This window comes from Geomonas silvestris, assembly GCF_014193515.1.
Classification (GTDB): domain Bacteria; phylum Desulfobacterota; class Desulfuromonadia; order Geobacterales; family Geobacteraceae; genus Geomonas; species Geomonas silvestris.
Genome location: NZ_BLXX01000001.1, coordinates 748,445 through 773,971, shown reverse-complemented (window position 1 = coordinate 773,971; position 25,527 = coordinate 748,445). Strand labels below are relative to the sequence as shown.

The window sequence follows — 25,527 nt, the reverse complement described above, 5'->3', positions numbered from 1 at the left end:
GTGGTTTGGGCAAGATTGCTTCGCACCGATGTGTAGGTTATCGAATTCATGTAATACCTCGTTGTTCAGTTGTACAGCTCACTGTACCACAGCCAGCTTCAGCCGATTAAGTTTCCCCGAACGGTCTGTGCACCGCGGAGCCTTCTATGCTCATCATCGTCGAGTCGCCCACCAAGGCGCGCAAGATACAGTCGATCCTGAAGTCGAAGACCATGTCCACGGTCGGCCACTTCAAGGATCTCCCGGAGTCGAGCCTGGGGGTCGACCTCTCAAGCTACCAGCCGAACTTCGTCTACCACGACCGGAAGAAGGATCTCCCCCGCGAGCTGCGCAAGGCGGCGCAGGGGGAGACCGTGATGCTGGCGGGCGACCCCGACCGGGAAGGGTACGCGATCTCGAACCACGTCTTCGAGGAGGTGCACGAGGTCGCCAAGGCCTGCCTGCGCCTGGAGATCTTCGAGGTGACCGAGAAGGGGCTCAAGGAGGCGCTTGCGCGCGCGGTCCCCTTCGAGAAGACCAACGCCGGGCTCTACCACGCCTTTTTAGGTCGCAGGGTGGGGGACCGGCTGGTCGGTTACCTCCTCTCGCCGCAGGCGAGCCGGGACCTGCGCGGCAAGTTCAGCGTGGGGCGGGTTCAGTCGCCAGCGGTTCGCCTGGTGGTGGACCGGGAACGCGAGATCCGCGCCTTCGTGCCGGCCCCCTACTGGGTTCTCTCGATTCTCTTGGATAAGGAGGGGACGCGGTTCAGCGCGCGCCACCTGCGCGGCAAGTTCGAGGTGCAAGAGGAGGCCCAGGCCATCGTCGAGGCGATCAAGGGGGAGCGCTTCGCCCTTGCCGAGAAGGTGCAGCGCCGGGAGACCCGGCAATCGCCCAAGCCCCCGTTCACCACGGTCGACCTGCAGGCTGCCGCCGCGGCCCGCCTGAAGCTCCCCCCCGAACAGACCATGCGGCTTGCCCAGGCGCTCTTCGAGCAGGGGCTCATCACCTACCACCGCACCGACTCGGTGAGGATGGCCGACGAGTTCATCGCCGAGCTGCGCAGCTTCCTGACCGGGACGCTGGGGGCCCGGTACCTGCCGGAGAAACCGAACCGCTTCGCCTCGAAGAACAGCCAGGCCGAGGCCCACGAGGGGATCCGGCCCACCCACATGCATTCTCTTTCCGAGATCGCCACCCTGATCTCCCGCGAGGGGCTCACACCCGAGCACGCGCGGCTCTACGACCTGATCTTCCGGCGCGCGGTGGCGAGCCAGATGGCGCAGGCGGTCTACGACGCGACGACGCTCGTCTTCGACGTGGCCGGGGAGAAGTTCAAGGCGAACGGCCGGGTGCTCAAGTTCGACGGGTTCCTGAAGGTCTACAGCGACTCCGAGGAGGAGAAGGAACCGCGCGGCGAGGAGGATCCGCTGCAGGCGCTCCCCGAGGTGGCGGTAGGCGAGCTGGTGCCCAAGCTCGGGGAGACGCTCGACGAGAAGAAGACCAAGCCCCCCGGGCGCTTCACCTTCGGCTCGCTGGTCAAGGAGCTGGAGCGGCTGGAGATCGGCCGACCCTCGACCTATGCCTCCATCACCAAGAACATCACCGACCGCGGCTACGTGCGCGAGGAGAAGGGGAAGGTGGTCCCGCTGCCGCCGGGGGAGACGCTGGTGGACTACCTCAGGGAGCAGCACCCCTGGGTGATCGACTACGATCTTACCCGCCGCATGGAGGGGTTTCTCGACCTGGTGGTGGAGAACAAGGAGACCTGGCAGCGCTTCTGCAAAGGGGTGCACGCCAAGATGGGGTACGCGAAACCGGTGGAGCGGGGCGAGGGGGGCGGCCCGAGCGAGGGGCAGCTGCGCTACGCCCGGGCGCTTGCCGAGAAGCTCAAGCTGGAACTGCCGGAGAGTGCCCTCAAAAGCGGCCGGGAGATCTCGGCCTGGATCGACGCCGCGAAGAACCCCGCGAAGCCTGAGCCGAAGAAACCCGCTGCCGGGAAAACCGCCGCGAGACCGGCGCGGAAAACGGCACGGGGCAAGAAGAGTTAGCATCGCGCCCCCCGGCGCTGGCGGCTCATTTCGAAAAGTCGGTGATCTCCACGTCCTGCATGATCCGCTCGAGAAAGCGCGACTTGAGCTGCCGGCTGGCCATGAGGCGCTGCACCGGCCCAAGCCTCAGGATCGCCCCGAAGATGGCGGCCATGGCGCGGTGGCTGAAAAGGGCCTGGTTGTCGAAGATGAGGTGCTGCAAGGTACCGCGCTCGATGGCCATCAACACCACCCGGTGCGCCGCGTTCACCGGCGTCACGATCCGCTCCGGCCGCGCCTCAAGGCTCAGGGCCCGGCGCGGACAGTTCCCCACGCATACCCCGCACCCCAGGCAAAGCTCCTTAAAAAGCCGAGCCGCAGCCTTCCCCCCTGTCTGAACCTCCCCCTTTTCAAGCGTGATCGCCTCGACCGGGCAGTACTTAAGGCAGTTGCCGCAGCCGTTACAGCGCGCCGGATCGATCCGGGCCTGGAAGTTGGTGCTGTACTGCTGGTGCGGGATGGCGAGGCGGCGCAGCGCGAGCATCGCCTCGCAGCAGCAGCCGCAGCAGTGGCAGATGAAGTTCACCTCCCGCTGCACGTTGTCGCCGCACTGCACGAGGTTCAGCTGCCGCGCCTGCTGCAATAGGTCGAGCCCCTCGGCTGCCTCCACCTGCCGCGCGCTGCCGTTTTTGATGAGCGAGCGCGCCACCTTGTTGAAGGTCATGCAGTTGTCCAAAGGGGCGCTGCAGCCCCTTCCCAGGTGCGCCATCTTGTTGCGGCAGTAGCAAAGCCCCACGGCGATGTGGCTCGCGCCGCGGATCACCTCGCTGGCACGCTCGTAGTCAAGCACCTGTGCGGTCAGTTCCGGCGCCAGCGCCGTCTCGTTCACGAAGACCCGCCCCAGCTTGGTCTCGCCGCGGGCGAAGAGCTCCTCGATGAACTCCTGCCGCACGTTCAGGTACTCGAAGAAGAGCCGGGAGAGCGCCTCCTGGTCCAGGTCCGGGCGCACCCGCATCAATGAGAACTCGAAGAACCCGGCCATCGGGGGGGGAAGGAAATACCAGGTGTCGCCGTCGTGCTCCAGATCGACCAGGATGGCGCGGGCGGCCAGTTCCTCGAGCTGGCGCCGTGCCTCGGTTTCGCTCACCCGCCAGACTGCTGCGGCTTTGGCCGGCGCAAAGGGGCGCAGCGGCAGTTGGGCGACCAGGGCGGCCTCGCGCTCGCTGAACAGGATGCGCAGGATCCTCTCCAGGAGTTCGCAGGCGGGTGCACCCTGCGGGAAGCGGTTGATCCGCTCGATGAGCTGCTGGTAGGACCGGGATGCGGTCCGGGTCCGCTCGTCCATGGCAACCTCTTTGTAAATTAATAACAGATAATTTACGACTCGGTTGCAGCGCGGGAAACTTGAGCCGTTCTTTTTTGCCGCTGCGCCCGTCGGACCCGGACCTCCCGATCCGGCTGCCACGTCGCCCCTTGGCGCGCTGTGCAAACCTTGAAGCGGCTCTGTGCGCACCCTGCGCAGTTTTCGGGGCGCCGGTCGGGCCGGGAGGGACCTTTGTCACGCATTTTCCGCACCTTAGCCCGGGCCGGCTGCTGGCACGCGGCGTGAAAAGAGTGCTGGCAGATCCTCAGCACGGTTTTCCAGGAGCGACGCCATGTTTGCACTGTTTCACTTCAGCAAGGTCTTTCCGTTCGTGCACCCTTACCTCTTCCCGGTCCAGTCCAAGGAGGCAGCCCCTGCGCAGGGCGACGCGGTCCCCTGCTCCCCCACCTCGTGCGCGCAGGGGCCGGAAAACGGCGCCGCGGCGGGCCTTTTTCTGCAGGGGAGGCGCCTTAAAAGCCTGTACCGGCGCCGCCAGCTGACTCAGCGCCACCACGCGGTAACCCACAGCGGAGCGCTGCGCCCCGCCGGCTGGTAGTGGCGGCAGCGCAGGGGGGACCACGGCGCTGCGGCAGGGACAGCTCCGACTCGCGACCCGTCGGTCGGGGAATACTCCCCGCTTTCAGCTAGTTATCGGATGAAATCCCTTTCCCTTTCCTGCAAGGGCTGGTAGTATAATGAGAAATTTGCCGACCCCTTGCAGGTGCCCATGATCTTTCCCAGCATCCCCCGCCGTTCCTGGCTCCCCTACCTGATAGCCTTGGGCTGTTTCGTCGCGGCCGCGCTGCTGCGCTTTGCCTTTCTCGGTGGGCTTGGCACCCGGGCACCCTACGTCACCTTCTTCCCCGCGGTGATGATCGCCGTCCTCTACGGCGGCGTCACCGGCGGCCTCGTTACCTCCCTCCTCTCCGCACTCTTCTCCCTGTACTTCAGCATGGAACCGCTGGGCAGTTTCGCGGCTCGCGACAGCGCCGACCTGATCGGCCTGGCCCTGTTCCTGGTCACCTGCTTGATGGTCTCGGCGCTCACCGAGCTGGCGCGTCGCGCCCAGCTGCGTGCCGGCGAGGCCGAGGCCCAGATCCGTCTCGCCGTGGAGCGCGAAAAGGCGGGTCTCGCCCTGCGGCAAAGCGAGCTTAAGTTCCGCTCCTACTTCGAGAACTCCCCCGCCGCGGTCTTCGTGGTGGACCGGCAGGGGAACTACGTGGATTGCAACCCCGCCGCGGTCGCCCTGCTCGGCTACCCGCTTGAGGAGCTCAGGGGGATGCGGGTTCCGGCGCTGCACCTCGTGGAGGAACAGCTCCAGGTGCTCGAGACGTTTGGTACGCTCCTCGAGGCGGGAAGGGTCGACCTGGAGACGAGGCTTTTGCGCGCCGACGGCTCCCCGGTCTGGGTCTCTTTGCGCGCGGTGCTGCTCGACGACGGTCACGCCATCGCCTACTGCCAGGACATCACGGAGCAGAAGCAGGCGGTCCAGAGCCTGGGCGAGCGCCTCGCGCTGCGCGAGCAGCTGGCGAGCGTGGCGGCCACCGTCCCCGGGGTGATCTACTCCTACCTGATGCGCCCGGACGGCTCCTCGTGCTTCCTCTACGCGAGCCCGGCGCTCGAGAAGCTCTACGGAGTATCACACGCCGAGGTGACACGCGATGCCCAGGCGGTCCTCGCCCTGATCCACTCCGAGGACGCCGACCGGGTTACGCGGAGCGTCGCGCTTTCGGCCCGCACCCTGAACCCCTGGCAGGAGCAGTTCCGCATCAACCACCCCCGGCGCGGCGTGATCTGGGTCGAGGGGCACTCGGTCCCCCAGCGCGAGCCGGACGGCAGCACCCTGTGGCACGGGTTTCTGCACGACGTTACCCACCGCACCCTCTCCGAGGAGGCACTGCGCGCCTCGAGCCAGTTCCAGCGGCAGATCATCGACTGCGCCGAAGAGGGGATCGTGGTGTTCGGCCTGGACCTGCGCTACCAGGTCTGGAACCCCTACCTGGAGCGCTTCACCGGGCTTGCGGCCGTCGAGGTGCTGGGGCGGCATCCGCGCGAGGTCGGTTCCTTCCTGGGGAGCGTGGAGGTGCTGGGGCACCTGGAGCGGGTGCTCAAGGGGGAGCGGGTCGGGTCGCTGGAGTTCGCCTTCCACTCGGAGCTTAAGGGGAGGACCTGCTGGGTCTCGCAGAGCTTCTCGCCTTTGCGCAGCGCCCAGGGGCGGGTGATCGGCGTCATCGGGGTGGTGCGGGACATCACGGACCGCAGGCTGGTCGAGGAAGAGCTGCGCAGCTCCGAGGCGCGTTTCAGGACGCTCGTGGAACAGGCCGGCGACGCCTTCTTCCTGCACACCCTGGACGGCAGGTTCCTCGATCTGAACCGGCGCGCCTGCGAGTCGCTGGGGTACAGCCGAGAGGAACTGCTCCGGATGAGCGTCTTCGACCTGGAGATGGAGCTGGACCACCAGGAGGCGCTGGGGCACTGGCGGCGGCTTGAGCCCGGCGAGTTCCGCACCGTGCGCGGCCGGCAGCGGCGCAAGGACGGCTCGACCTTCCCGGTGGAGATCCGCGTGGGGCGCCTGCTGGGCGACGCCGAGACCGTCCTGCTCGGGCTGGTGCGCGACATAAGCGACCGCGAGCATCACGACGAACTGTTGCGCGAGGCCTCCCGGCGCATGGAACTCGCCATCAGCGCCGGCGGCTTCGGGATCTGGGACCTGGATGTGGTAAGCGGTGCCCTGGTCTGGAGCGAGCGGATGTTCGAGCTCTACGGGGTGGACCCGGAGGGGTTCGAGGGCACCCGGACCGCCTGGATGCAGTGCCTGCACCCCGAGGACCTGCCGCGCACCCTGGCTGCGGGGGACGCAGCGCTCGAGGGGCGCGCCGAGTTCGACACCGAGTTCCGGGTGGTGCACCCCGACGGCAAGGTGAAGAGCCTCAAGGGGAACGCGGTGGTGGTGCGCGACGCGCAGGGGCGCCCGCTGCGCATGATCGGCCTCAACCGCGACATCACCGAGAGGCGCTCTTTGGAGGCGCAGTTGGTCCAGGCCCAGAAGATGGAGGCGGTGGGGCGGCTGGCGGGCGGGGTGGCCCACGATTTCAACAACAACCTGACCGTCATCCTGGGATACGCCGAACTCTCCCGGCTGGTGGCCATCGGCAGCGAGACCTTCCACGACTACCTGGGGGAGATCATCAAGGCGGCCGAACACTCGCGCGACATCACCCAGCAGCTGCTCGCCTTCTCGCGCAACGAGATCATCGCGCCGCGCCGGGTGGACCTGAACGACCTGATCCGCAGCACCCATAAGACGCTCTTGCGCCTGATCGGAGAAGACATCCGGCTCAAGCTCACCCTCCCCGAGGGGCTCTGGCCGCTGCTCATCGACCCCGCCCAGATCAACCAGATCGTGGTGAACCTCGCGGTGAACGCCCGCGACGCCATGCCCAGCGGCGGGACCCTCTCCCTGGAGACCCGCAACCTCTCCCTGGACGCCGCTTACTGCCAGGCGAACCCGGAGGCGCGCCCCGGCGACTGGGTGCAGCTCACCGTGAGCGACTGCGGCGTCGGGATGAGCCGCGAGATGCTGGGGCACATCTTCGAGCCGTTTTTCACCACCAAGGGGGTGGGGAAGGGGACCGGCCTGGGGCTCGCCACCGTGTACGGCATCATGCGGCAAAACGACGGCTTCATCGAGGTGTTCAGCGAGCCGGGACGCGGGGCGGCCTTCGCCCTGTTCTTCCCGCGCCTGAGCGGCGAGGGGAGCTGCGAGGTGCCGGCGGCCGAGGCGCTCAGCTCGGGCGAGGGGGTGGTGCTCCTGGTCGAGGACGAGGTGAGCGTGCGCCAGATGGCGAGGCTCATGCTCGAGAGCGCCGGCTACTCCGTCCTGGTGGCCGCCACGCCGGCCGAGGCGCTCGAGTTCTGCAGGCGCCCGGAGCAGCGCATCGACTGCCTGTTGACCGACGTGATCATGCCCGGGATGAACGGGGTCGAGCTCACCGACGCGGTCCGCTCCCTGCGCCCCACGGTCGGCATGGTCTACATGTCCGGCTACACCGCCGACATGATCGCCCACCACGGGGTGCTTTCCCAGGGGGTGATCTTCGTGCAGAAGCCCTTCGACGCCAGGACCTTGAGCGCCAAGGTCAAGGAGGCGATCCGGGCCAGGGAGCCCTCCTGACGGCAGGCGCTCCCCCCGGTCCCACGCCTTGGGTCCGCTCCCCTTGCGGCTTGATGCCCACCTGCGCTGTCAGGTTCCCCCTTACCCCGTTTTTCTCATCTCCCATTAAAGACATTCCCGCCTGAACCGATAAGGACCGCAGTAACGCCCCCTGCCCAGGCCGCCCGTGCGGCAGCCGGCGGGGGACTACCCCTGCGAGTCCTTCATGCCCAAGCTGACCCTTACTACCAAAATAAGCGTGATGACCTCCCTCCTGGTCGCCGGGGTGCTCTCGGTCATGGTGTTTTGCACCTACCTGTACCTGGAGCGGCAGTTCATGAACACCACGGCGCGCCAGCAGGACAGCCTGGTGAGCCTGGTGGCCGACGAGATCGACAGCAAGCTGTTGCTGACCCAGCGCCAGCTGGTCGCCCTGGCCGGCACCGTGCGCCCGGAACTCTTCCAGGACCCGGTGCAGGCCGAGCGCTACCTGAGGCTGCAGCCGGACGAATTGGAGACCTTTGATAACGGCCTGTTCCTTCTGGACGCCCAGGGGACGGTGATCGCCAGCAATCCCCCCCGCCCGCAGATAAACGGCGGCAACATGTCCTACCGGGAGTACTTCCAAAAGACGGTTCAAATCCGCAAATCGGTGATATCCGAGCCCTTCCTCTCGCTTAGGCGCAAGCTCCCCATCATCGTGATCACCGCGCCGATCTACACCAAGGACCGGCACCTGGTCGGGATGCTCTGCGGCTCGCTCGACCTCTTGAAGGCCAACTACCTGGGGAAGCTGGCCGAGGCCCGCTTCGGGGAGCGCGGCTACTTTTTCCTCATGAACCAGAACCGGGACCTTTTGGTGCACCCGGACCGCAGCCGGATCCTCAAGCACGACGTGCCACCGGGGGGAAACCGGCTGGTCGACGCCGCGCTCGCCGGGTTCGAGGGGACCTCCGAGACCGTGAACACCCGCGGGGTCCCCCTGATCAGTTCCTGCAAGAGGCTCAAGACCAACGGCTGGATCCTGGTGGGGAACACCCCCCAGGTCGAGGCCTACGCGCCGCTTAACAAGGCGAAGTGGTACCTGTTCTCAGCGCTCGTCTCGGCACTCTGCTTCACCGCCCTGGCGACCCGCTTCGCCATGCGCCAGTTGAGCGCCCCCCTTTTCCGCTTCACCCGGCACGTCGAGGCGATCACCGGGCTGGAGCAGGAGCCCGAGCCGGTGCGCATCGCGAGCGACGACGAGATCGGCACCCTGGCCGCCGCCTTCAACCGGATGGTGCACGAGGTCCACCGCCAGAAACGGGCCGCCCTGGAGCAGGAGGCCTTCCGGGAAAACCTGATCCAGAACTCGTCGGTGGCCACCTACGTCCTGGACCGCGAGCACCGCATCATCATCTGGAACCGGGCCCTGGAGGAGCTGACCGGAGTCTCGGCCGAGCGGATGCTGGGGACCCGCGAGCCCTGGCGCCCGTTCTACCCCGCGGCGCGCCCGGTGCTCGCGAACCTGATCCTGGACGAGACCTTGGGCGAGGTGGACGAGCTGTACGGGGTCTGGGGGAGGTCGCTTTTGAACGCGGAGGGGCTCTACGGCGAGGGGTGGTTCAGAGAGCTCAATGGCCGGGAGCGCTTCTTGTGCTTCGACGCGGCACCCATCCACAACGCGGCCGGCGAGGTCATTGCGGTGATCGAGACGCTGCGCGACATCACCGAGAGAAAACAGGCCGAGGAGTCGCTGCAGAAGCTCTCGCTCGCCGTGGAGCAGATCCCGGTTACCGTCATGATCACCGATCCCCGCGGGGTCATCGAGTACGTGAACCCGAACTTCACCGCCGTGACCGGCTACCGCCCCGAAGAGGTGGTGGGGCGCAACGCGAGCCTGGTGCGCAGCAGCTGGCACTACAACGACTTCTTCAGGGAGCTCTGGCAGACCATCCTCGCCGGCAGGGTCTGGCGCGGCGAGCTGCGCAACAAGAAGAAGAACGGCGAGCTCTACTGGGAGGCCGCCTCGATCACCCCGCTTAAGGGGGAAAAGGGCGAGATCCGGTATTTCGTGGCGGTGAAGGAGGACGTCACCGAGCGCCGGCGCGCCGAGGAGCAGTTGCGTCAGGCGACCGCGGCCGCGGAGGCCGCTACCCGGGCGAAGAGCCAGTTCCTCGCCAACATGAGCCACGAGATCCGCACCCCGATCAACGCCGCCATCGGGATGCTCTACCTCTTGCAGCAGACCGAGCTGAGCGCGGCGCAGAAAGGGTACCTGGAGAAGGCCAAGAGCGCCTCGAACCTCCTGTTGCGGGTGATCAACGACATCCTCGACTTCTCGAAGATCGAGGCGGGGAGGCTCGAATTGGAGTGCGCCCCCTTCAGCCTCGCCTCGGTGCTCCAGGAGCTCTGCCAGGTGGCGAGCGCGACCGTGAAGGAGAAGCCGGTCGAGCTGCGCCTCGCCTGCGGGCCCGAGGTGCCGGAGTTCCTTTCCGGGGACTCGCTCAGGTTGAGCCAGGTCCTCTTGAACCTCATGAGCAACGCGATCAAGTTTACCGAGAAAGGGGTCGTGGAGCTTGCCGTGGATCTTTTAGCGAGCGGCTCCGGCCGGAGCACCCTGCGCTTCACGGTGACCGATACCGGGATCGGGATGACCCCCGAACAGCAGGAGCGGCTTTTCAGCGCCTTCAGCCAGGCCGACGCCTCCACCACCCGCCGCTACGGCGGCACCGGGCTCGGGCTCAGCATCAGCGCCCAGCTCGTGGAGCTCATGGGGGGGGTGATCCGGGTGGGGAGCGAGGCGGGGCAGGGGAGCGCCTTCAGCTTCGTGGCGAGCTTCGCCACCCCCTCGGAGGAGGAGCGCCTGGCCCTGGCGGAGCAGCTCAGGTGCCTCGCGCCGGGGGCTGCCGTGGTGGACGGTTGCCGGGGGATGTGCATCCTTTTGGTGGAGGACAACCCGATCAACCAGGAGGTCGCCTGCGAGCTCTTGGAGCGCCAGGGGGCGCGGGTGGTTGTGGCGGGGAACGGCGCCGAGGCGCTCGAGCGCCTGAGCGAGCCGGGGAGCCTCATCCATGCCGTCCTCATGGACGTGCAGATGCCGGTCATGGACGGCCTGGAGGCAACCCGCCGGATCCGCGAGAACCCGGCCTGGGCGGAGCTCCCGGTGATCGCCATGACGGCGAGCGCGCTTTTGCGGGAGCGCGAGCTCTGCCGCGAGGCGGGGATGAACGACCAGGTGACCAAGCCGATCATCATCAACGAGCTGGTGGCTACCCTTTTGCGCTGGATTCCCGCGGCGCAGCTGCCGGCAGAGCCGGCGCTGCCGGGGGCGGGGACGCAGGAGACGGCGGGGGGGCTTCCGGAGCGGCTCCCGGGGCTCGACCTGCGCCGCGCGCTTGCCACCCTGGAGAGTCCGGCGCTCTTGCGCAAGCTTTTGCAGAGCTTTAGGAAGGAGAACCTCGGCCTTATGGACGACATCGCTGCCGCCCTGGCCGAACAGGACCTTACGCGGGCCCGGCGCCTGGTGCACACCGTCAAGGGGGTGGCGGGGAACCTGGGGGCCCTGGAACTGGCCCGGGCGGCCCGGGAGCTGGAGCCGTTACTGGGGCGCGACGCTGCCGAGCGCGCGGGAGCTCTCGAGCTTTTGCACTCGCGGCTCGAGGAGCTCTTCGCCTCGGCGCTCCTCATCGGTACGGGGGACCCGGCGCAGCAGCCCGCGCCGGCACCCCGGGCGCTCGACCTGGAACAGTTGGGGGAGCTCTGCCGCAGGCTCGCCTCCCTGTTGAAGGCCGACAACCTGAACGCGCTCGGGGTCTGGGAGGAGCTCAAACCGCAGTTGCCGGCCGAAAACGCCGCGCGGCTCGAGGGGCCCCTCGAGGCGCTCGATTTCCAGCTGGCGAGTAAGGTGCTCGACGAGGTCGCCCTCGACCTGGAGGTCGCGCTATGAACCAGCAGAACCGGGAACCCCGGGAGGCGGTGCGGCAGCGGGTGCTCATCGTGGACGACACCCTCGCCAACATCGAGATCCTCTACAAGATCCTGCAGGCCGACTACGACGTCTTCTTCGCCAAGAACGGCCCGGACGGTCTGCGGGTCGTGCAGCGCGAGATGCCGGACCTGGTCCTTTTGGACATCATGATGCCCGAGATGGACGGCTACCAGGTCTGCGCGGCGCTGAAGGCGGACCCGGCGACCGCGGCGATCCCGGTCATCTTCATAACCGCCATGGGGAGCGAGGAGGACGAGACCCGCGGGCTGGAGAGCGGTGCCATCGACTACCTCACCAAGCCGATCTCCCCCCCCATCGTGAAGGCGCGGGTGCGCAACCACCTGGAGCTGAAAAGGAACCGGGACCTCCTGGAGGCGCTGGGGCGGGAGCTTACCGAGAAGAACGAGGCGCTCAAACGGCTCGCGCGCGAGGACGGGCTCACCGCGCTCGCCAACCGGCGGCACTTCGACGAGATGCTCGACCTGGAGCTCAAGCGTGCCTTCCGCAGCCGGCAGCCCCTTTCGCTGTTGCTTTTGGACGTCGACTACTTCAAGCGCTACAACGACCACTACGGCCACGTGGCCGGTGACGGCTGCCTGCGGCTCCTCGGGGCGACCTTGCGCTCCACCTTCATGAGGGCGGGGGACGTCTCGGCCCGCTATGGTGGGGAGGAGTTCGCGGTGATCCTGCCGGAGACCCCGCCCGACAAGGCGCTGCTTTTAGCCGAGAAACTGCGCCAGAAGGTGCTGGACCAGGCGGTGCCCCATGCGGGCTCCGAAGTCGCGCAGGTGGTCTCGGTGAGTATCGGCGTGGTCGGGGCCCAGGTGGAGGGGGAGCGCACCCCCCAGTGGTTCCTGGCCCAGGCGGACCGGGCGCTCTACCTTGCCAAGGAAAAGGGGAGAAACCAGGTGACGCTGGCGGAGTTAAACAATTGACGATTTGGCGATTTGGCGATTTGGCGATTGACGACTTGGCGGGCGACGGAGAGGGGGGACGGCATCGGGAACAAGTGCCGCTCCCTTTTTGCCTTTTGGCTCGAGACCCGTGCTAGCCGCAGCAGCTCGCGGCGAGGGCGCGCCAGAGGCCGGCCGCTCCCATGAGCGCCACGCACAGGCCGGCCAGGCGCAGCATGAGGGCTTTAAGGCCGCCGGAGATGGCGCTGGTCGCGCTGCCGAAGAGAAAGAGGACCGGCAAGGTGCCAAGCCCCAGGGCGGCGAGCTGCAGGGCGCCCTGAAGGGGAGCGGCGCCGGCGGCCGCGCTGATGAGCGGGGCGTAGACCAGCCCGCAGGGGATGAAGCCGAGGACCAGCCCCAAGGGGTAGGCGGCCCAGGCCGAGCCCGAACCGGCGGCCAGGCGCAGCGGGGCGGCGAACCAGCGCGCGCCGCGACCGTCCAGAAGGGCGATGCCGAAGGGGCCGACTCCGAAGAGGGAGCCAAGCCCCACCATGATGACGAAACCGTGGGCGGCGAAGAGGAACCAGCGGGTGAAGGGGCGCAGGGCAGAGAGGTCGAGCGCGGCGCCGAGCCACCCCGCCACTCCCCCCAGGAGCGCGTAGGTCGTGATGCGCCCCAGGTTGTAAAATAGCTGCGTCCCGAGCCGTGCCGAGAGCGGCCGGTCCCCGCGGGTGACCGAGAGGGCGGCCACCACCCCCCCGCACATCCCGATGCAGTGAAAACTCCCGGCCAGGCCAGCCAGGAAGGCAAACCAGATGGTCAGCACGCACTCCTCCTAGGGTTCATCCTCGTCGTCGAGCATCCGGTGCTTGGGGCGCTCGATATCCTCGAACTCGCCTTTTTTTACCGCCCAGAGAAATACCAGCCAACAGCCGCACCCCAGGCAGAGCGACAGCACGATGAGTGCGATGAGCGAGCTATCCATCGTTCCTCCGCAGAAGTCTCAGCGAGTTTCCCACCACGCACAACGAGCTTAGGGCCATGGCGCAGGCGGCGTAGATCGGGGTGAGCCGGCCGGCCATGGCCAGGGGGACCCCGATCAGGTTGTAGAGAAAGGCCCAGGCGAGGTTCTGGCGCACGACGGCCATGGTGCGCCGGGCCAGCCGGTGGGCCAGCACCAGGCGCCCCAGTTCGGGCTTCACCAGCACCAGGTCCGAGGTCTCGATGGCGATGTCGGTCCCGCCGGCGACGGCGCAGCCGACGTCCGCCGTCCCGAGCGCCGGCGCGTCGTTGATCCCGTCGCCGACCATGAGGACCACCCCCCCTTGGCGGCGCAGCTCCTCGAGGCGCTCGGCCTTCTGCGCCGGGGCGAGCTCGCCAAAGGCGCGGGTGAGGCCGACCGCCTGCGCCACCTGGCGGGCGGCCTCCTGGCGGTCGCCGCTTAAGAGCCACCCCTCGATCTGCTGCTCGCTGAAGTAGCGCACCACCTCGGCCGCATCCTCGCGCAGCCGGTCCTTAAAGAGCAGGGTGCCGAGGAGGCGCTCGCCGCAGGAAAGGTGCACCACCAGGGCGCCGGAGGGGTAGACGCGGTCCCGGGGGAGCTCGCGCACGCCGTTTTCTGCGAGGAAACGGGCGCTCCCCACCAAAAGGCGCTCGCCGTCCAGGCGGCCGGTCACCCCGCCGCCGGCCACGGTGAGAAGTCTTTCGGCACGCGGGACGACCAGGCCCCGGCGGGCCGCCTCGGCGCAGATGGCGAGCCCCACCGGGTGCCGGGAACCCGCCTCCAGCGCGGCAGCGAGCGCGATGAGCCGGGCGGGGTCGCAGCCGGGTTCCGCCTCGATGGTTGCGAGTTCCGGCACCCCCTGGGTGAGGGTCCCGGTCTTGTCGAACACCGCGTGGTCCACCCGGCTCAGGCGCTCCAGGATGTCGCCGCCGCGAAACAGGATCCCGGCCGCGGCGGCCGCACCGGTGCCGGCCAGGATGGCGGTTGGGGTGGCGAGCCCCAGGGCGCAGGGGCAGGCGATCAGGAGGACCGCCAGGGCGTTTAAGAGGGCGCTTTCCCAGGTAAGGCCCTGGGCGGCCTGCCAGAAGAGGGTGCCGAGCGCGGCCAGCAAGACCAGGGGGACGAAGAGGGCCGAGACCCGGTCCGCCACCCCCTGGATCGGGGCCCGACGGCTCTGGGCCTCCTCAACCAGGTGAGCCATGCGGGCGATGAAGCTCTCGGCGGCCACCTTTTCGCAGCGCACCGTGAGGGTGCCGGTCAGGTTGCTGCTCCCGGCGATGACGGGATCCCCCGGCCCCTTGGCGACTGGCAGCGACTCGCCGGTGGCCGGCGACTGGTCGACCTCGCTCATCCCGGATTCGACCCGCCCGTCGGTGGGGAAGCGCTCGCCGGCGCCCACCACGATGCGGTCCCCCACCTCGAGCGCGGCAGCCTCGACCGTCTCGAGGGTGTCGCCGGTAAGGCGCCGGGCCTCGCCGGCGGAAAGCCCCAGGAGGAGCTCGATCGAGCTCGAGGCGCGCCGCTTGGCGGCGTTCTCCAGAAGCCGGCCGGCCAGGATGAGGGTGACGATCATCGCCGCGGTCTCGAAGTAGACCTCGCCGCCGGTAAAGCTTGCGTAGGCGCTGTAGCCGTAGGAGGCGAGGGCCCCCAGGGCGATCAGCACCTCCATGTTGGCGGCGCGGTTTTTCAGGGCGCGCCAGGCGCCGGAAAAAAAGGGCCAGCCGCAGTAGAAGATGACCGGGGTGGTGACGGCCAGGGAGAAGAGCTGCAAGAGGTTCTTCATCCCCGCCCCGATCCCCTGGAAGTAACCCGCATAGAGGCCGAAGGCGTAGGCCATGAGCTGCATGGTGAGAAAGACGGCGGTGCCGAAGCGGATCAAGAGGTCGCGCTGCTCCTGCTGCGCCGCCTCTTGCGCGGCCGAGGCGGTGTAGGGGCGCGGGCGGTAGCCCAATTGGGCGATGCGCGAGAAGATGGTGCCGGCGTCGATCCGCTCCGGTGCGAAGCGGACCCGGGCCCGGCCGGTGGCGTAGTTGACCCGGGCTTCCAGGACCCCTTCGAGACCGGTCAGGATCTTCTCGTTGAGCCAGACGCAGGAGGCGCAGCGGATCCCCTCGATGATGATGTCGACCGTGGCGCCGACGGCCTGCTGGCGAACGAAGCGGGCGAGGTAGGCGGCGCTCAGGTTGCTTTGGAAGTCGGAGGCGGCGACGCCGGACTCCTGCCAGTCGCGGCGCCGGTAGAACTCGGCGAGCCCGGCGCCGTTGATCAGCAGGTAGGCTCCGTGGCAGCCGCGGCAGCAAAAGGAGAGGGTGGTCCCGCTGCCGGTCTCGGTGACAAGCTGGCCGGGGAGGATCGGTGAGCCGCAGTGAAAGCAGGTGCCGGGATCGGTCATCAGTCGATGAGTACCACGGGGCGGCTGGCGCTGGCCGAGCCGCGGGTGATGCTGAGGGTGCCGCGCAGTTGGCCGCCTGCGGCTGCCGGGCGCGGTGCGCGGTAGAGGCCCGGATCCCCCTCGGCAAGCGGGAGGACGGGGAGGTTGGGAGCGGTCAGGAGGAGCTTGCCGCCGACAACCGGGGCTCCGGTGCGGTCCTTGACGGCAACCACCAGCGCGCCGGCCTCGAGGTGCGGGGTGATGGTCCAGTCGCGGCCGGGGTTGGCCGCCTGGGCGGCACCGTAGTTGAGGCCGTGGTTGTAGTAGTCGGGGTCGACGACGGGGCTGACCCGGCGGGCCGCGATGCTGAAACTGGCGATGCTGGCGACGACGAAGAGCCCCACCAAAAAGGCGAGCGCCAACTGCCAGCGGGTTGCGGTTTTTTGGGGGGTGGACATCGCGTGGGGCTCCTGTTTTGGTGATCGTCCGATCGCTCGGATCGGTCCGATGAAAAAACTGACTACTGCGCGAGCACCGGCAGGTGCGCCTCGGCCACCGGTTTTCCCTCGCGCAAGAGCTTAAGCTGCACCCGCGCCGCCGCTGCCGGCGCCGGGGTGAGCTTCAGCACCAGGTCGACCCTGCGGTTTTCGTTGGCCGCCAGCTCCAGGCCGCGCACCGGGCCGATGAGTTCCACCCGGTGCCCGGGGAGCGCGCCGGCCTCGAGGTCGTAGCGCGCGGCGCGGGTACCGCGGTTCTCCAGGTAGACCGCGTAGAAGTTCACCACGGCTCCGTCGGGAAGGCGCTTCACCTCGCCGCCGGCCGAGCGCTGCACCTTGAGGGTCGCCTCGCTGCGGTGGCCGACCCCCCAGGCAAAGATCCCGCACAAGAGCGCCAGGACCGCCGCGAAGAGCGCGCTGCGCCGGTTCCAGGGGCGCCCGCCCCCCTGCTCGGCACTGCCGAAGGTGTAGTGGATCAACCCGTCGCGGCCGCGCTTCTCCATGACGCCCCGGCAGGCGTCCAGGCAGCGGCCGCAGTTGATGCACTCGATCTGCAGCCCGTCCCTGATGTCGATCCCGGTCGGGCAGGCCCGCACGCAGGCGCCGCAACGCAGGCACTCCCCCTTGAGCCTGGGATCGAACTCGAGGGTGAGCGTGCTGCGCTCCATGGTGAGGAGCTGGATCCTTCCGTAGGGGCAGACCGTCTTGCAGAAGCTGCGCCGGACCAGGGCGAGGTCAAGATATACCAGCAGCGCGACACTGGCAAGGGAGATCCCGGCCACGGGCCCGAGCCTCCCCGCGGCGAGCCGGGAGACAAACTCGCCGGGGGGGATGAAGTACCAGATGAGATTGGAGGCGACCAGGAGGGAGAGGGCGAGGTAGCTTACCTGGCGCAAGAGCCGGGACAGGACCGGGAGCCCGAGCCGGCCCAGGCGCCGGTCGATCCAGTCGGCCAGGTCCCCCAGGGTGGTCTGGGGGCAGAGCCAGCCGCACCAGACCCTGCCAAAGAGCATGGTGACGAACAAAAAGGCGAAGACGAAGATGAGGACCGCGATGAGGAAGAGGTAGAACTCCTCGATCCTCAGGCTCGCCCCGAAGAAGAGCAGGCTGCGGCTTTGGGCGTCCAGGCGCAAGAGCGACTCGCCACCGACCCTGATGAAGGGAACCACCAGGATGACCAGGGTGGCGAGCCACTGGACGAGCCTCCTTTTGGGCCCGATGCGCTTGGGGGGGGCCGGCATCAAAGCGACAGCAGGTACTGCACCAGCCCCTCGACCTTCTCCTTGGAGAGATCGTTCTTAAAGGACGGCATGCCGCCGGGGCGCCCCTCGGCGATGCTCTGCGCGATCGCATCGGGGGTCCTGCCGTACTTGTACTTCACCTGGGTCAGGTCGGGGCCGATCCCCCCCTTGGCCGACGCGCCGTGGCAGGCGGCGCAGCGCTCGGCAAACTCCTTCTTGCCGGCGGCCATAAGCTCCACCTTCTTCGCCTCGGGGATCGGGGCGGCGGCCTCAGGTGCTACGTCCTTCAGCTGCTGGGCCTTCAGCATCGCCTCTTTGGCCGATTTCTTCTGGGCGTACTCGCCGAGCGAGGTCCACCCCCCGAAGAGGAAGTGCCCCATGAAGGCGATCCCCCAGATGATCAGGCCGGTGAAGAGGAGCTTGAAGACCAGGGGAGGTTTGTCCTGCGGGTTGTAGCTGATGCCGTCGTAATCCTTATGCTCCAAAGCCATGAGGAAGCCTCCTGTAGGTGGTGTGCCTTTCGTGGTCCGGTCCCCGCTCCCCCCCGACCCGCTTCCGCCGGGGGAGGGGAGTGTCGGGCCGGGGGAGCCGGGTGCTGCAGCCGTCAGTCCTCGTCCAGCATCCGGTACTTGGGGGCCTCACCCCGCTCGCGGGCACTTTTCCGGTAGGTGCGCACCACGATCGCCGCGAAGATGCCGAAGAGTGCCAGGGTGACGCCGAGGTAGTAGATGCTGGCCAGGTCCATGTCAGTGCCTTTGCTGGTTCTTTAAGAAGGTGACCAGCTTCCAGGTGCGCTCCTTGCCCAGGGTGTCGCCGAAGGCGGGCATCCCGGCGTTGGGTGAGCCGGAGAAGATGGTGGTGAAGACCTGGGCATCGGGCTTGTCCATGTCGGAGAGCTTCGGCCCCACCTCACCCTGCAGTTTGTCGCCGTGGCACTGGGCGCAGTGTTCCTTGTAGAGCGCCTTCCCCTCCGGGAGCACCGAGAGGTCGTCCTGGAACGGGTTTTTCAGCTCGCCCACGACGGCGGCATTCTTGGCCTGGCGCCAGGGGATGTCGTTACCGAGCTTCTGCATGTAGGCGACCAGCGCCGCAAGCTCGGTCTTCCCCTTGGCCTCGGCCAGGTCCTCCGCGGTGTAGGGGAACTTGAGCGCCTGCATCTTCTTCTCGGTGAGGCTCGTGTCGAGCGGCCGGTCCAGGAAGGCGTACTTGGGCATGTTGGAGCGCGGCACCATGGACTGCGGGTCCTTCATGTGTTTCACGTGCCAGGCGTCCGGGTACTTGCCGCCGATGCGGGCGAGATCCGGTCCGGTGCGCCGCGAGCCCCACAAGAAGGGCTGGTCGTAGGCGAACTCGCCGGTCTTCGAGTACTCGCCGTAGCGCTCGGTGTCGGAGAGAAGCGGCCGCACCGTCTGGGTGTGGCAGTTGTTGCACCCCTCGCGGATGTAGATGTCGCGTCCCTCGAGCTGCAGCGGGGTGTAGGGCTTCACGCTCGCAATGGCGAGTTTCGGGTCGTTGATCCACTTGAAGGGGACCACCATGGTGACCACGGTGCCCACGAGGACGACCACCGTGGCGGAAATGAGGAATACGAGGACGTTTTTCTCGAACATGGGTCTCCTCCCTAGGCGTTCTGTGCCACGGCTTTAGGCGCGCCGGCGATGGTCTTCCCGATGTTGTAGAGGAAGATCAAGAGGCTCACCAGGTAGATGATGCCGCCCAGGGCGCGGCCGTACCAGTACGGGTAGAGCTCGATCAGGGTCTCCATGAAGCTGTAGTGCAGGCTGCCGTCCGGGTTGGAGGCGTTCAGCATGGTGGCCTGCTGCACCCCGGCGATCCACATGGTGATGGAGAAGATGAGCTGGCCGATCACCGCGAGCCAGAAGTGCAGGTTGGCGAGCGGTACGCTGTAGATCTCCCGGCCGTAGAGCTTGGGGACCGTGTAGTAGATGGCGGCGAAGAGCACCAGGGAGACCCACCCGAGGGTCCCCATGTGCACGTGGCCGGGCACCCAGTCGGTGTAGTGGATGAAGGCGGAGAAGGTCCTCACCGACTGCGAGGGGCCCTGCAGGGTCTGCAGGCCATAGAAGGTGATCCCGAAGATGAGGAACTTGGCGAGGTAGTTCTCGCGCATCTGGTGCCACTGGCCGTTCATCGAGAAGTAGCCGTTGAAGACCGCGGCCCAGGAGGGGGCGATCAGCATGACCGAGAAGGCCATGGCGAGGGTCTGGACCCAGTCGGGAACCGGGGTCCACAAAAGGTGGTGCGCGCCGGTCCAAAGGTACATGAAGATGAGGCTCCAAAAGGCGATCACCCCCATGCGGTGGCTGTAGATGGGGACGCCGGTCGCTTTGGGGAGGAAGTAGTAGAAGATGGCCAGGGGGGGAGCTGTGAGCACCATGGCGACCGCGTTGTGCCCGTACCACCACTGCACGTTGGCGTCGTTCGCGCCGGCGTAGGCGGAGTAGCTCTTGGTGAGCGAGACCGGAATCCCTGCGTTGTTCACCAGGTAGAGGATCGCGACACCTACGAGCGCCGCCATGACGTACCAAAGCGAGATGTACATCTGCTCCTCGCGCCTCTTCGCGATGGTCATGATGATGTTCACCGCGAAGACCACCCAGAGCACCACCACCAAGAGCGCCACCGGCCACTCGAGTTCGGCGTACTCCTTGGAGCGGTTCATCCCCAAAAGGAGCGTCACCGCGGCGAGGGTGATCACGATGTTGAAAAGCCAGAGCTGGAAGCGGGCGAGCCCCTCACTCCAGAGCCTCGTCCTGGTGAGCCGTTGGGTGATGTAGATGAAGAAGGCCATGAAACTGCCGATCCCCCAGCCGAAGATCCCGGCGTTGGTGTGGATCGGGCGCAGCCGGCCGTAGGAGAAGTAGGGGGGGAAGTTCAGGTCGGGGAACGCGATCTGCAGCGAGATGAGCACCCCGAGAAGGACCGAGGCGAGCCCCCAGGCCATGCTGGAGATCAGGAACCCTTTGACGACGTCGTCTGCATACCCTTCCGGTTGATTCATGACGGCCTCCTGGTGTTGATGCAGCAAAAAACTGTATGATTCATCAGACAAGTACTATGGGATCGCCACCCTTTGCAGTATTTCAACTGCTGACTTCTTTACCTTTTTGCTAGGCTTCAAGGTGAGGAAAATGGACTGTTGCATTTTGAAAAAAACTCTGTCTGGAGGCCTGGCGGCGTTGGTGTCAAGGGAAGGGCGTTATACAGCGCAGTCGATTAAGCGACAGTCCCCCCTGCTACTACACCTACAGCCGGCACCGCCTGTGAGTGTATGGTATATTTCATATTAATCAAGCCGCGGACAATTATTTTTCAGTGATTACCACAAAGGGATCGCCATGCCGCAAGTAGTGCCAGCACAGGTTGCCGCTGCCCTGAAAGAGGTTTTTGCCGAGGCGGACCGCTACTTCGATGAGTCGCCGGACCGGCTGCGATCCCGGCCGGATTGCCCGGCGGGGTGGAGCGTCGCCGAGCACCTGGAACACCTGCGCCTGGTAAACCACTTTTTGCTGCTGACCATCGGCAAGGGGTGCCAAAAGGCGCTCAAACGGGCGGTCCGGCAGCCGATACCCGAGTTTGAGAGCGACCTCACGGCGCTCGCGCCGATCGCGGACCCTGCCGCCTTCGAATGGCTGCCGCCTAAGCACATGCTCCCGGGACCGGTGGGGGACCTTTGGGAGTTGCGCGCTGCGCTGTACAGCCAACTGGGGCACTGCCTGGAGCTGTTGGAGAGTATTCGGGAGGGGGAAGGGCGCCTTTGCACCATCAGCATGTCGGTGCACCGGCTTGGTCGGCTGGACATGTACCAGTGGCTCTACTTCCTGGCCCAGCACGTGCGCTACCACCTGAACCTGCTGGACCGGCGCCGGAGGGAGGATGAAGCGCCGCGCCGAGGGCGGGAGACCCGGGCGCCGTCTTGGGGGCGTCGCACATGAGAGCCGAGGCGCGAGTTGCCTCATTTGGGGTATGGCTGGCGCATTAGAGGTATGTTTCGTGGGTGGCGAGGCGGCTGGGGCGCCGGGAAAGCCGCGTGGAAACCGGCTTTTCGGGTATTTCAAGTTTTGGCACGGGTGATGCTATAGAGAGGACATAGTAACCATTCACCTTTTTAAGGAGATTCACCATGAAGAAAGTTCTGTCCTCCGTAGTTGCTGCTCTCGTTGCTGTTGCTTTCGCTGGCGTTGTTTTCGCTGCTGACGCTACCCCGGCTCCGGCTGCCGCTCCGGCCGCTGAAGTGAAAAAAGAAGAAAAAGCTCCGGTTAAAAAAGCAAAGAAAGCAAAAAAAGCAAAGAAAGCAAAAAAAGCTGAGAAGAAAGAAGCTGCTCCGGCTGCAGAAGCCGCTCCGGCTGCAAAGTAATTCCACTCTTTCGAGAGTAGGAAAAAAGGCCGCGTCCTCGGATGCGGCCTTTTTTTGTCCTGTTTTTTCCGTCGCCGACCCGGTGTACCTGCGGGGGCCTCCCCGTCGCTAGATCTCCTCCGGCTTGCAGAGGTTTTCTTCCTTTTTGGCGGCTCGCGCACACTTGCGGCAAACGTAGCGCGGTTCCGCGACGATCTTCTTGAGTTCCTTGAAGTTGTCCTTGATTTCATCCTTGTCCCACTTGCAGAGCGTCTTGCTGTCCTTAGCCATAGCACATCACCTTTCCTTCTTTAGTCCTGGTTCATGTCGGAAACCTGCCGACGTCGCAGTATCTACCGTTATTTTTGTGACAGAAAACCGTGTCGGGATACTTGAAACTGGCAAGCGACACGCTATACTAGCCGTCGTTTGAATCAAGCGCTATTTATCAATTATTTCACAGGAGGGAGCTTATGTCTATGTTCTGTCGTCAGTGCGAGCAGGCCGCCAAGGAGACCGGTTGCGAAGTTATGGGGGTGTGCGGCAAGAACCCGGAGGTGGCGGCGCTGTTGGACCTGATGCTCTACGGGCTCAAGGGGCTCGCCATCTACGCCGACAAGGCGCGCGAGTTCGACACCCGTTACGAGGTGGCAGACAAGTTCCTGATCGAGGGGCTCTTCACCACGGTGACCAACGTCGACTTCGACCCGGTCCAGCTGGCAGGGAAGCTCCGCAAGTGCTTCGATCTCAAGGAGAAGGTGAAGGCGCTCTACGAGACGGCCTATCGCGAGAAAAACGGCGGGCACGCCCCGCAGATAAGCGAAGGACCGGCGGCCTGGGTTATCGCAAACGACCTGGAAACACTGGTGGCCCAGGGACGCGAGCACGGGGTGAAGAGCCAGCAGGCGGATCCCGACCTGTTGTCCGCCATCGAGATCATCATCTACGGCCTTAAGGGTATGGCCGCCTACGCCGATCACGCCATGATCCTCGGCAAGACCGACGAGGAGGTCTTCGCCTTCTTCCACCACGCCCTCGCGGCGACCTGTGACCCCTCGAAGGGGCTCATGGACCTGGTGGGGATCGCCATGGAGTGCGGCAAGCTGAACATCAAGGTCATGGCGATGCTCAACGAAGGGCACATCGAGCGCTACGGCAGCCCGACCCCGACCAAGGTGCAGCTCGGCAGCCGCAAGAACAAGGGGATCCTGGTTTCCGGTCACGACCTGCGCATGCTCGAGGAGCTCTTGAAGCAGACCGAGGGGAAGGGGATCGACATCTACACCCACGGCGAGATGCTCCCGGCCCACGGCTATCCGGGGCTCAAGAAGTACGGCCACCTCTACGCCAACTTCGGCGGCGCTTGGCAGGACCAGCACAAGGAGTTCCCGAACTTCCCCGGCGCCATCATCTTCAACACCAACTGCATCCAGCGCCCGGCCGAGAGCTACAAGGACCGCCTCTTCACCTGGGGCGAGGTGGGGTGGCCCGGCGTGAAGCACCTAAGCGGCTGGAACTTCGGCGAGGTGATCAACAAGGCCCTGGAGTGCCCGGACCTCCCCGAGGCACCCGGCAAGGAGATCCTGGTCGGCTTCGGTCACGACGCGGTACTGGGCGTGGCCGACAAGGTGATCGAGGCGGTGAAGTCGGGCGCCATCAAGCACTTCTTCCTGATCGGCGGCTGCGACGGCGCGAAGCCGGGGCGCAACTACTACACCGAGTTCGCCGAGAAGGTCCCCAAGGACGCCGTGATCCTGACGCTCGCCTGCGGCAAGTACCGCTTCAACAAGCTCGACTTCGGCGACATCGGCGGCATCCCGCGCCTTCTGGACGTCGGGCAGTGCAACGACGCCTACTCCGCGGTGCGCATCGCGCTGGCGCTTGCCGGCGCCTTCAACTGCGGTGTGAACGACCTGCCGCTCTCCTTCATCCTCTCCTGGTACGAGCAGAAGGCGCACGTCATCCTCCTGTCGCTTTTGCACCTGGGGATCAAGAACATCAAGCTCGGACCGGCGCTGCCGGCCTACCTCTCCCCGAACGTCCTCAACTTCCTGGTGGAGAACTTCAACATCGGCCGGGTGGGGGACGTCGACGCCGACCTGAAGGTGGCACTGGGCGCCGCCTAAGGGTTAACCGGCAGTAACGCAGAAAAGGGCCAAAACCGGCGCACGGTTTTGGCCCTTTTCTTGTTTTGGCCCCCAGGTCTTTCCCGTTGCCGCGATCTTAAGGGGAAGCAGCTTTCTAGCAGGGCATCCCGGAGTTCTTGCGCGAGTAGCACAACCAGGTGAGCGCGAGGCAGGTGAGGTAGAAGCCGATAAACCCGTAGAGCGCCGCCTGGGGACCTCCGGTGAGGGTCATGGAGCTCCCGAACGCCTTGGGGATGAAGAAGGCGCCGTAGGCCGCGAAGGCGGAGCTGAAGCCGAGCACCGCCGCGGCCTCCTTGGCCGCCTCGGCGCCCGCCTGGCTCTCGGCCTGGGGGCCCCTGCCGGCTGCCGCGCGCTGGCGCTCGGTCAGGAAGATGATCGGGATCATCCGGAAGGTGGAGCCGTTGCCGATGCCGGTGCTGACGAACATCAGGATGAACATGGCGAGGAAACCCCAGAAATTGCCCCCGGTCCCGCCGTGGGGGAGGAAGTGCAGCACCCCGAAGGCGGCGAGCGCCATGGCGGCGAAGTTCCAGAAGGTGACCCGCGCCCCCCCGAGCTTGTCAGCGATCCACCCCCCCAGCGGCCGGCAGAGCGCACCCACCAGGGGGCCCAGGAAGGCGTACTGGGTCGGGTTCACCCCGGGGAACTGGGACTTGATGAGCAGCGGCAGCCCCGCCGAATAGCCGATGAAGGAGCCGAAGGTCCCCAGGTAGAGCCAGCACATGATCCAGTTGTGCTTGCGGCGGAAGATGACCGACTGCTCCCGGAAGGAGGCCTTGGCGTCGGCGATGTCGTTCATGCCGAACCAGGCGGCCAGGGTGGCAAGGACGATGAAGGGGACCCAGACGAAGCCGGCGTTCTGCATCCAGACCGAGGTCCTCAGTCCCTTCACCACGCACATCTGCGGGTCGCCGCACAGCGCCCCGAACATCCCGGTGGTGATAACGAGCGGCACCAGGAACTGCATGGCGCTCACCCCGAGGTTTCCGAGCCCGGCGTTGAGCCCCAGGGCGGTCCCCTTGAGCGACTTCGGGTAGAAGAAGCTTATGTTGGACATGCTGGAGGCGAAGTTGCCGCCCCCCAGGCCGCAGAGGAGCGCCAGGATCAGCATGGTCGTGTAGCTCGTGCCGGGATCGCGCACGGCGAAGCCGATGCCGATGGCCGGGAGCAAAAGCGACGCGGTGCTCAGGGTGGTCCAGGTGCGCCCCCCGAAGATGGGGACCATGAAGGAGTAGAAGATCCTGAGGGTGGCGCCGGAGAGGCCGGGAAGCGCGGCGAGCCAGAAGAGTTTGTCGGCGTCGAAGCCGAAGCCGATCGACTGCAGGTTCACCACCACGACGCTCCAGACCATCCAGACCGCGAAGGAGAGAAAGAGCGACGGGATGGAGATCCAGAGGTTGCGGGTGGCGATGGCGCTGCCGCTCTCCTGCCAGAACCGCTCGTCCTCCGGCATCCAGGTTGTCAGTACGCGTTCGGACATGGGGCTTTCCTCCTTCTCAGGGCGGGTGGTTGTCTCGTGGTGCAGC

Annotated in this window: 20 protein-coding genes; 8 read left to right on the top strand and 12 right to left on the bottom strand. The window is 66.3% G+C overall.

The annotated features are described in order from the left end of the window. The first annotated feature begins 146 nt into the window (after nt 1-146). Nucleotides 147-2,027, top strand: coding sequence for a type IA DNA topoisomerase (locus tag GMST_RS03260; RefSeq protein ID WP_183353171.1), 1,881 nt, complete (start codon nt 147-149; stop codon nt 2,025-2,027). Between the two features lie 25 nt (nt 2,028-2,052). On the opposite strand, the gene GMST_RS03255 is transcribed toward GMST_RS03260, so the two are convergent. Next, nucleotides 2,053-3,351, bottom strand: a complete 1,299-nt coding sequence (locus GMST_RS03255; RefSeq protein ID WP_183353170.1) for a 4Fe-4S binding protein — start codon at nt 3,349-3,351, stop codon at nt 2,053-2,055. A gap of 310 nt (nt 3,352-3,661) precedes the next feature. Between GMST_RS03255 and GMST_RS03250 the strand changes: the two genes are divergently transcribed. The 4 genes from GMST_RS03250 to GMST_RS03235 all read left to right on the top strand — a co-directional run bounded on the left by GMST_RS03250 (nt 3,662) and on the right by GMST_RS03235 (nt 12,427). After that, nucleotides 3,662-3,925 carry a hypothetical protein gene (locus GMST_RS03250; RefSeq protein ID WP_183353169.1) on the top strand — a complete coding sequence of 88 codons (264 nt, stop codon included), beginning with the start codon at nt 3,662-3,664 and terminating at the stop codon, nt 3,923-3,925. Between the two features lie 171 nt (nt 3,926-4,096). Beyond that, a complete protein-coding gene (locus tag GMST_RS03245) occupies nt 4,097-7,543 on the top strand; it encodes a PAS domain S-box protein (protein ID WP_183353168.1) in 3,447 nt (1,148 codons plus the stop codon). Between the two features lie 205 nt (nt 7,544-7,748). After that, complete coding sequence (locus GMST_RS03240; protein ID WP_183353167.1) at nt 7,749-11,450, top strand: PAS domain S-box protein; 3,702 nt, start codon at nt 7,749-7,751, stop codon at nt 11,448-11,450. Beyond that, on the top strand, nt 11,447-12,427 hold the full coding sequence (locus tag GMST_RS03235; protein WP_183353166.1) for a diguanylate cyclase: 981 nt from the start codon (nt 11,447-11,449) through the stop codon (nt 12,425-12,427). Before GMST_RS03240 ends, GMST_RS03235 begins: the two co-directional genes overlap by 4 nt. Before the next feature lie 112 nt (nt 12,428-12,539). Here the strand turns inward: GMST_RS03235 and GMST_RS03230 are convergent, their stop codons facing one another. From GMST_RS03230 to GMST_RS03190, 9 genes are all read right to left on the bottom strand, one after another. After that, entirely contained in the window at nt 12,540-13,211 is a 672-nt protein-coding gene (locus GMST_RS03230) for a sulfite exporter TauE/SafE family protein (RefSeq protein ID WP_183353165.1), read from the bottom strand. Nucleotides 13,212-13,220: 9 nt separating this feature from the next. Beyond that, nucleotides 13,221-13,370, bottom strand: a complete 150-nt coding sequence (gene ccoS / locus GMST_RS03225; RefSeq protein WP_183353164.1) for a cbb3-type cytochrome oxidase assembly protein CcoS — start codon at nt 13,368-13,370, stop codon at nt 13,221-13,223. Beyond that, complete coding sequence (locus tag GMST_RS03220) at nt 13,363-15,780, bottom strand: heavy metal translocating P-type ATPase (protein ID WP_183353163.1); 2,418 nt, start codon at nt 15,778-15,780, stop codon at nt 13,363-13,365. The genes ccoS and GMST_RS03220 overlap by 8 nt, the downstream gene beginning before the upstream one ends. After that, complete coding sequence (locus GMST_RS03215) at nt 15,780-16,217, bottom strand: FixH family protein (RefSeq protein WP_183353162.1); 438 nt, start codon at nt 16,215-16,217, stop codon at nt 15,780-15,782. Before GMST_RS03215 ends, GMST_RS03220 begins: the two co-directional genes overlap by 1 nt. A gap of 62 nt (nt 16,218-16,279) precedes the next feature. Further along, nucleotides 16,280-17,497 carry a 4Fe-4S dicluster domain-containing protein gene (locus GMST_RS03210; RefSeq protein WP_183353161.1) on the bottom strand — a complete coding sequence of 406 codons (1,218 nt, stop codon included), beginning with the start codon at nt 17,495-17,497 and terminating at the stop codon, nt 16,280-16,282. Beyond that, complete coding sequence (locus GMST_RS03205) at nt 17,497-17,988, bottom strand: c-type cytochrome (protein ID WP_183353160.1); 492 nt, start codon at nt 17,986-17,988, stop codon at nt 17,497-17,499. The genes GMST_RS03210 and GMST_RS03205 overlap by 1 nt, the downstream gene beginning before the upstream one ends. A gap of 113 nt (nt 17,989-18,101) precedes the next feature. Further along, nucleotides 18,102-18,242 (bottom strand): cbb3-type cytochrome c oxidase subunit 3, encoded by a 141-nt coding sequence (locus GMST_RS03200; protein ID WP_183353159.1) that lies wholly within the window; start codon nt 18,240-18,242, stop codon nt 18,102-18,104. A gap of 1 nt (nt 18,243) precedes the next feature. Then, on the bottom strand, nt 18,244-19,107 hold the full coding sequence (gene ccoO / locus GMST_RS03195) for a cytochrome-c oxidase, cbb3-type subunit II (protein WP_183353158.1): 864 nt from the start codon (nt 19,105-19,107) through the stop codon (nt 18,244-18,246). An 11-nt stretch (nt 19,108-19,118) separates the two neighbouring features. Then, nucleotides 19,119-20,519 carry a cbb3-type cytochrome c oxidase subunit I gene (locus GMST_RS03190; protein ID WP_183353157.1) on the bottom strand — a complete coding sequence of 467 codons (1,401 nt, stop codon included), beginning with the start codon at nt 20,517-20,519 and terminating at the stop codon, nt 19,119-19,121. A gap of 337 nt (nt 20,520-20,856) precedes the next feature. Between GMST_RS03190 and GMST_RS03185 the strand changes: the two genes are divergently transcribed. Both GMST_RS03185 and GMST_RS03180 read left to right on the top strand, forming a co-directional pair. Continuing rightward, the gene (locus GMST_RS03185; RefSeq protein ID WP_183353156.1) at nt 20,857-21,453 is read left to right on the top strand and encodes a DinB family protein; all 597 of its coding nucleotides are present in this window, start codon (nt 20,857-20,859) and stop codon (nt 21,451-21,453) included. Nucleotides 21,454-21,641: 188 nt separating this feature from the next. After that, on the top strand, nt 21,642-21,875 hold the full coding sequence (locus tag GMST_RS03180) for a hypothetical protein (RefSeq protein ID WP_183353155.1): 234 nt from the start codon (nt 21,642-21,644) through the stop codon (nt 21,873-21,875). 108 nt (nt 21,876-21,983) lie between these two features. Here GMST_RS03180 and GMST_RS03175 read toward each other — a convergent pair whose 3' ends face one another. Continuing rightward, nucleotides 21,984-22,145, bottom strand: a complete 162-nt coding sequence (locus tag GMST_RS03175; protein WP_183353154.1) for a hypothetical protein — start codon at nt 22,143-22,145, stop codon at nt 21,984-21,986. 182 nt (nt 22,146-22,327) lie between these two features. Here GMST_RS03175 and hcp point away from each other — a divergent pair, with 182 nt between their 5' ends. Then, nucleotides 22,328-23,980, top strand: a complete 1,653-nt coding sequence (gene hcp / locus GMST_RS03170; protein ID WP_183353153.1) for a hydroxylamine reductase — start codon at nt 22,328-22,330, stop codon at nt 23,978-23,980. A gap of 115 nt (nt 23,981-24,095) precedes the next feature. Here hcp and GMST_RS03165 read toward each other — a convergent pair whose 3' ends face one another. Continuing rightward, nucleotides 24,096-25,481 carry a NarK family nitrate/nitrite MFS transporter gene (locus GMST_RS03165; protein WP_183353152.1) on the bottom strand — a complete coding sequence of 462 codons (1,386 nt, stop codon included), beginning with the start codon at nt 25,479-25,481 and terminating at the stop codon, nt 24,096-24,098. Nucleotides 25,482-25,527: the final 46 nt, after the last annotated feature.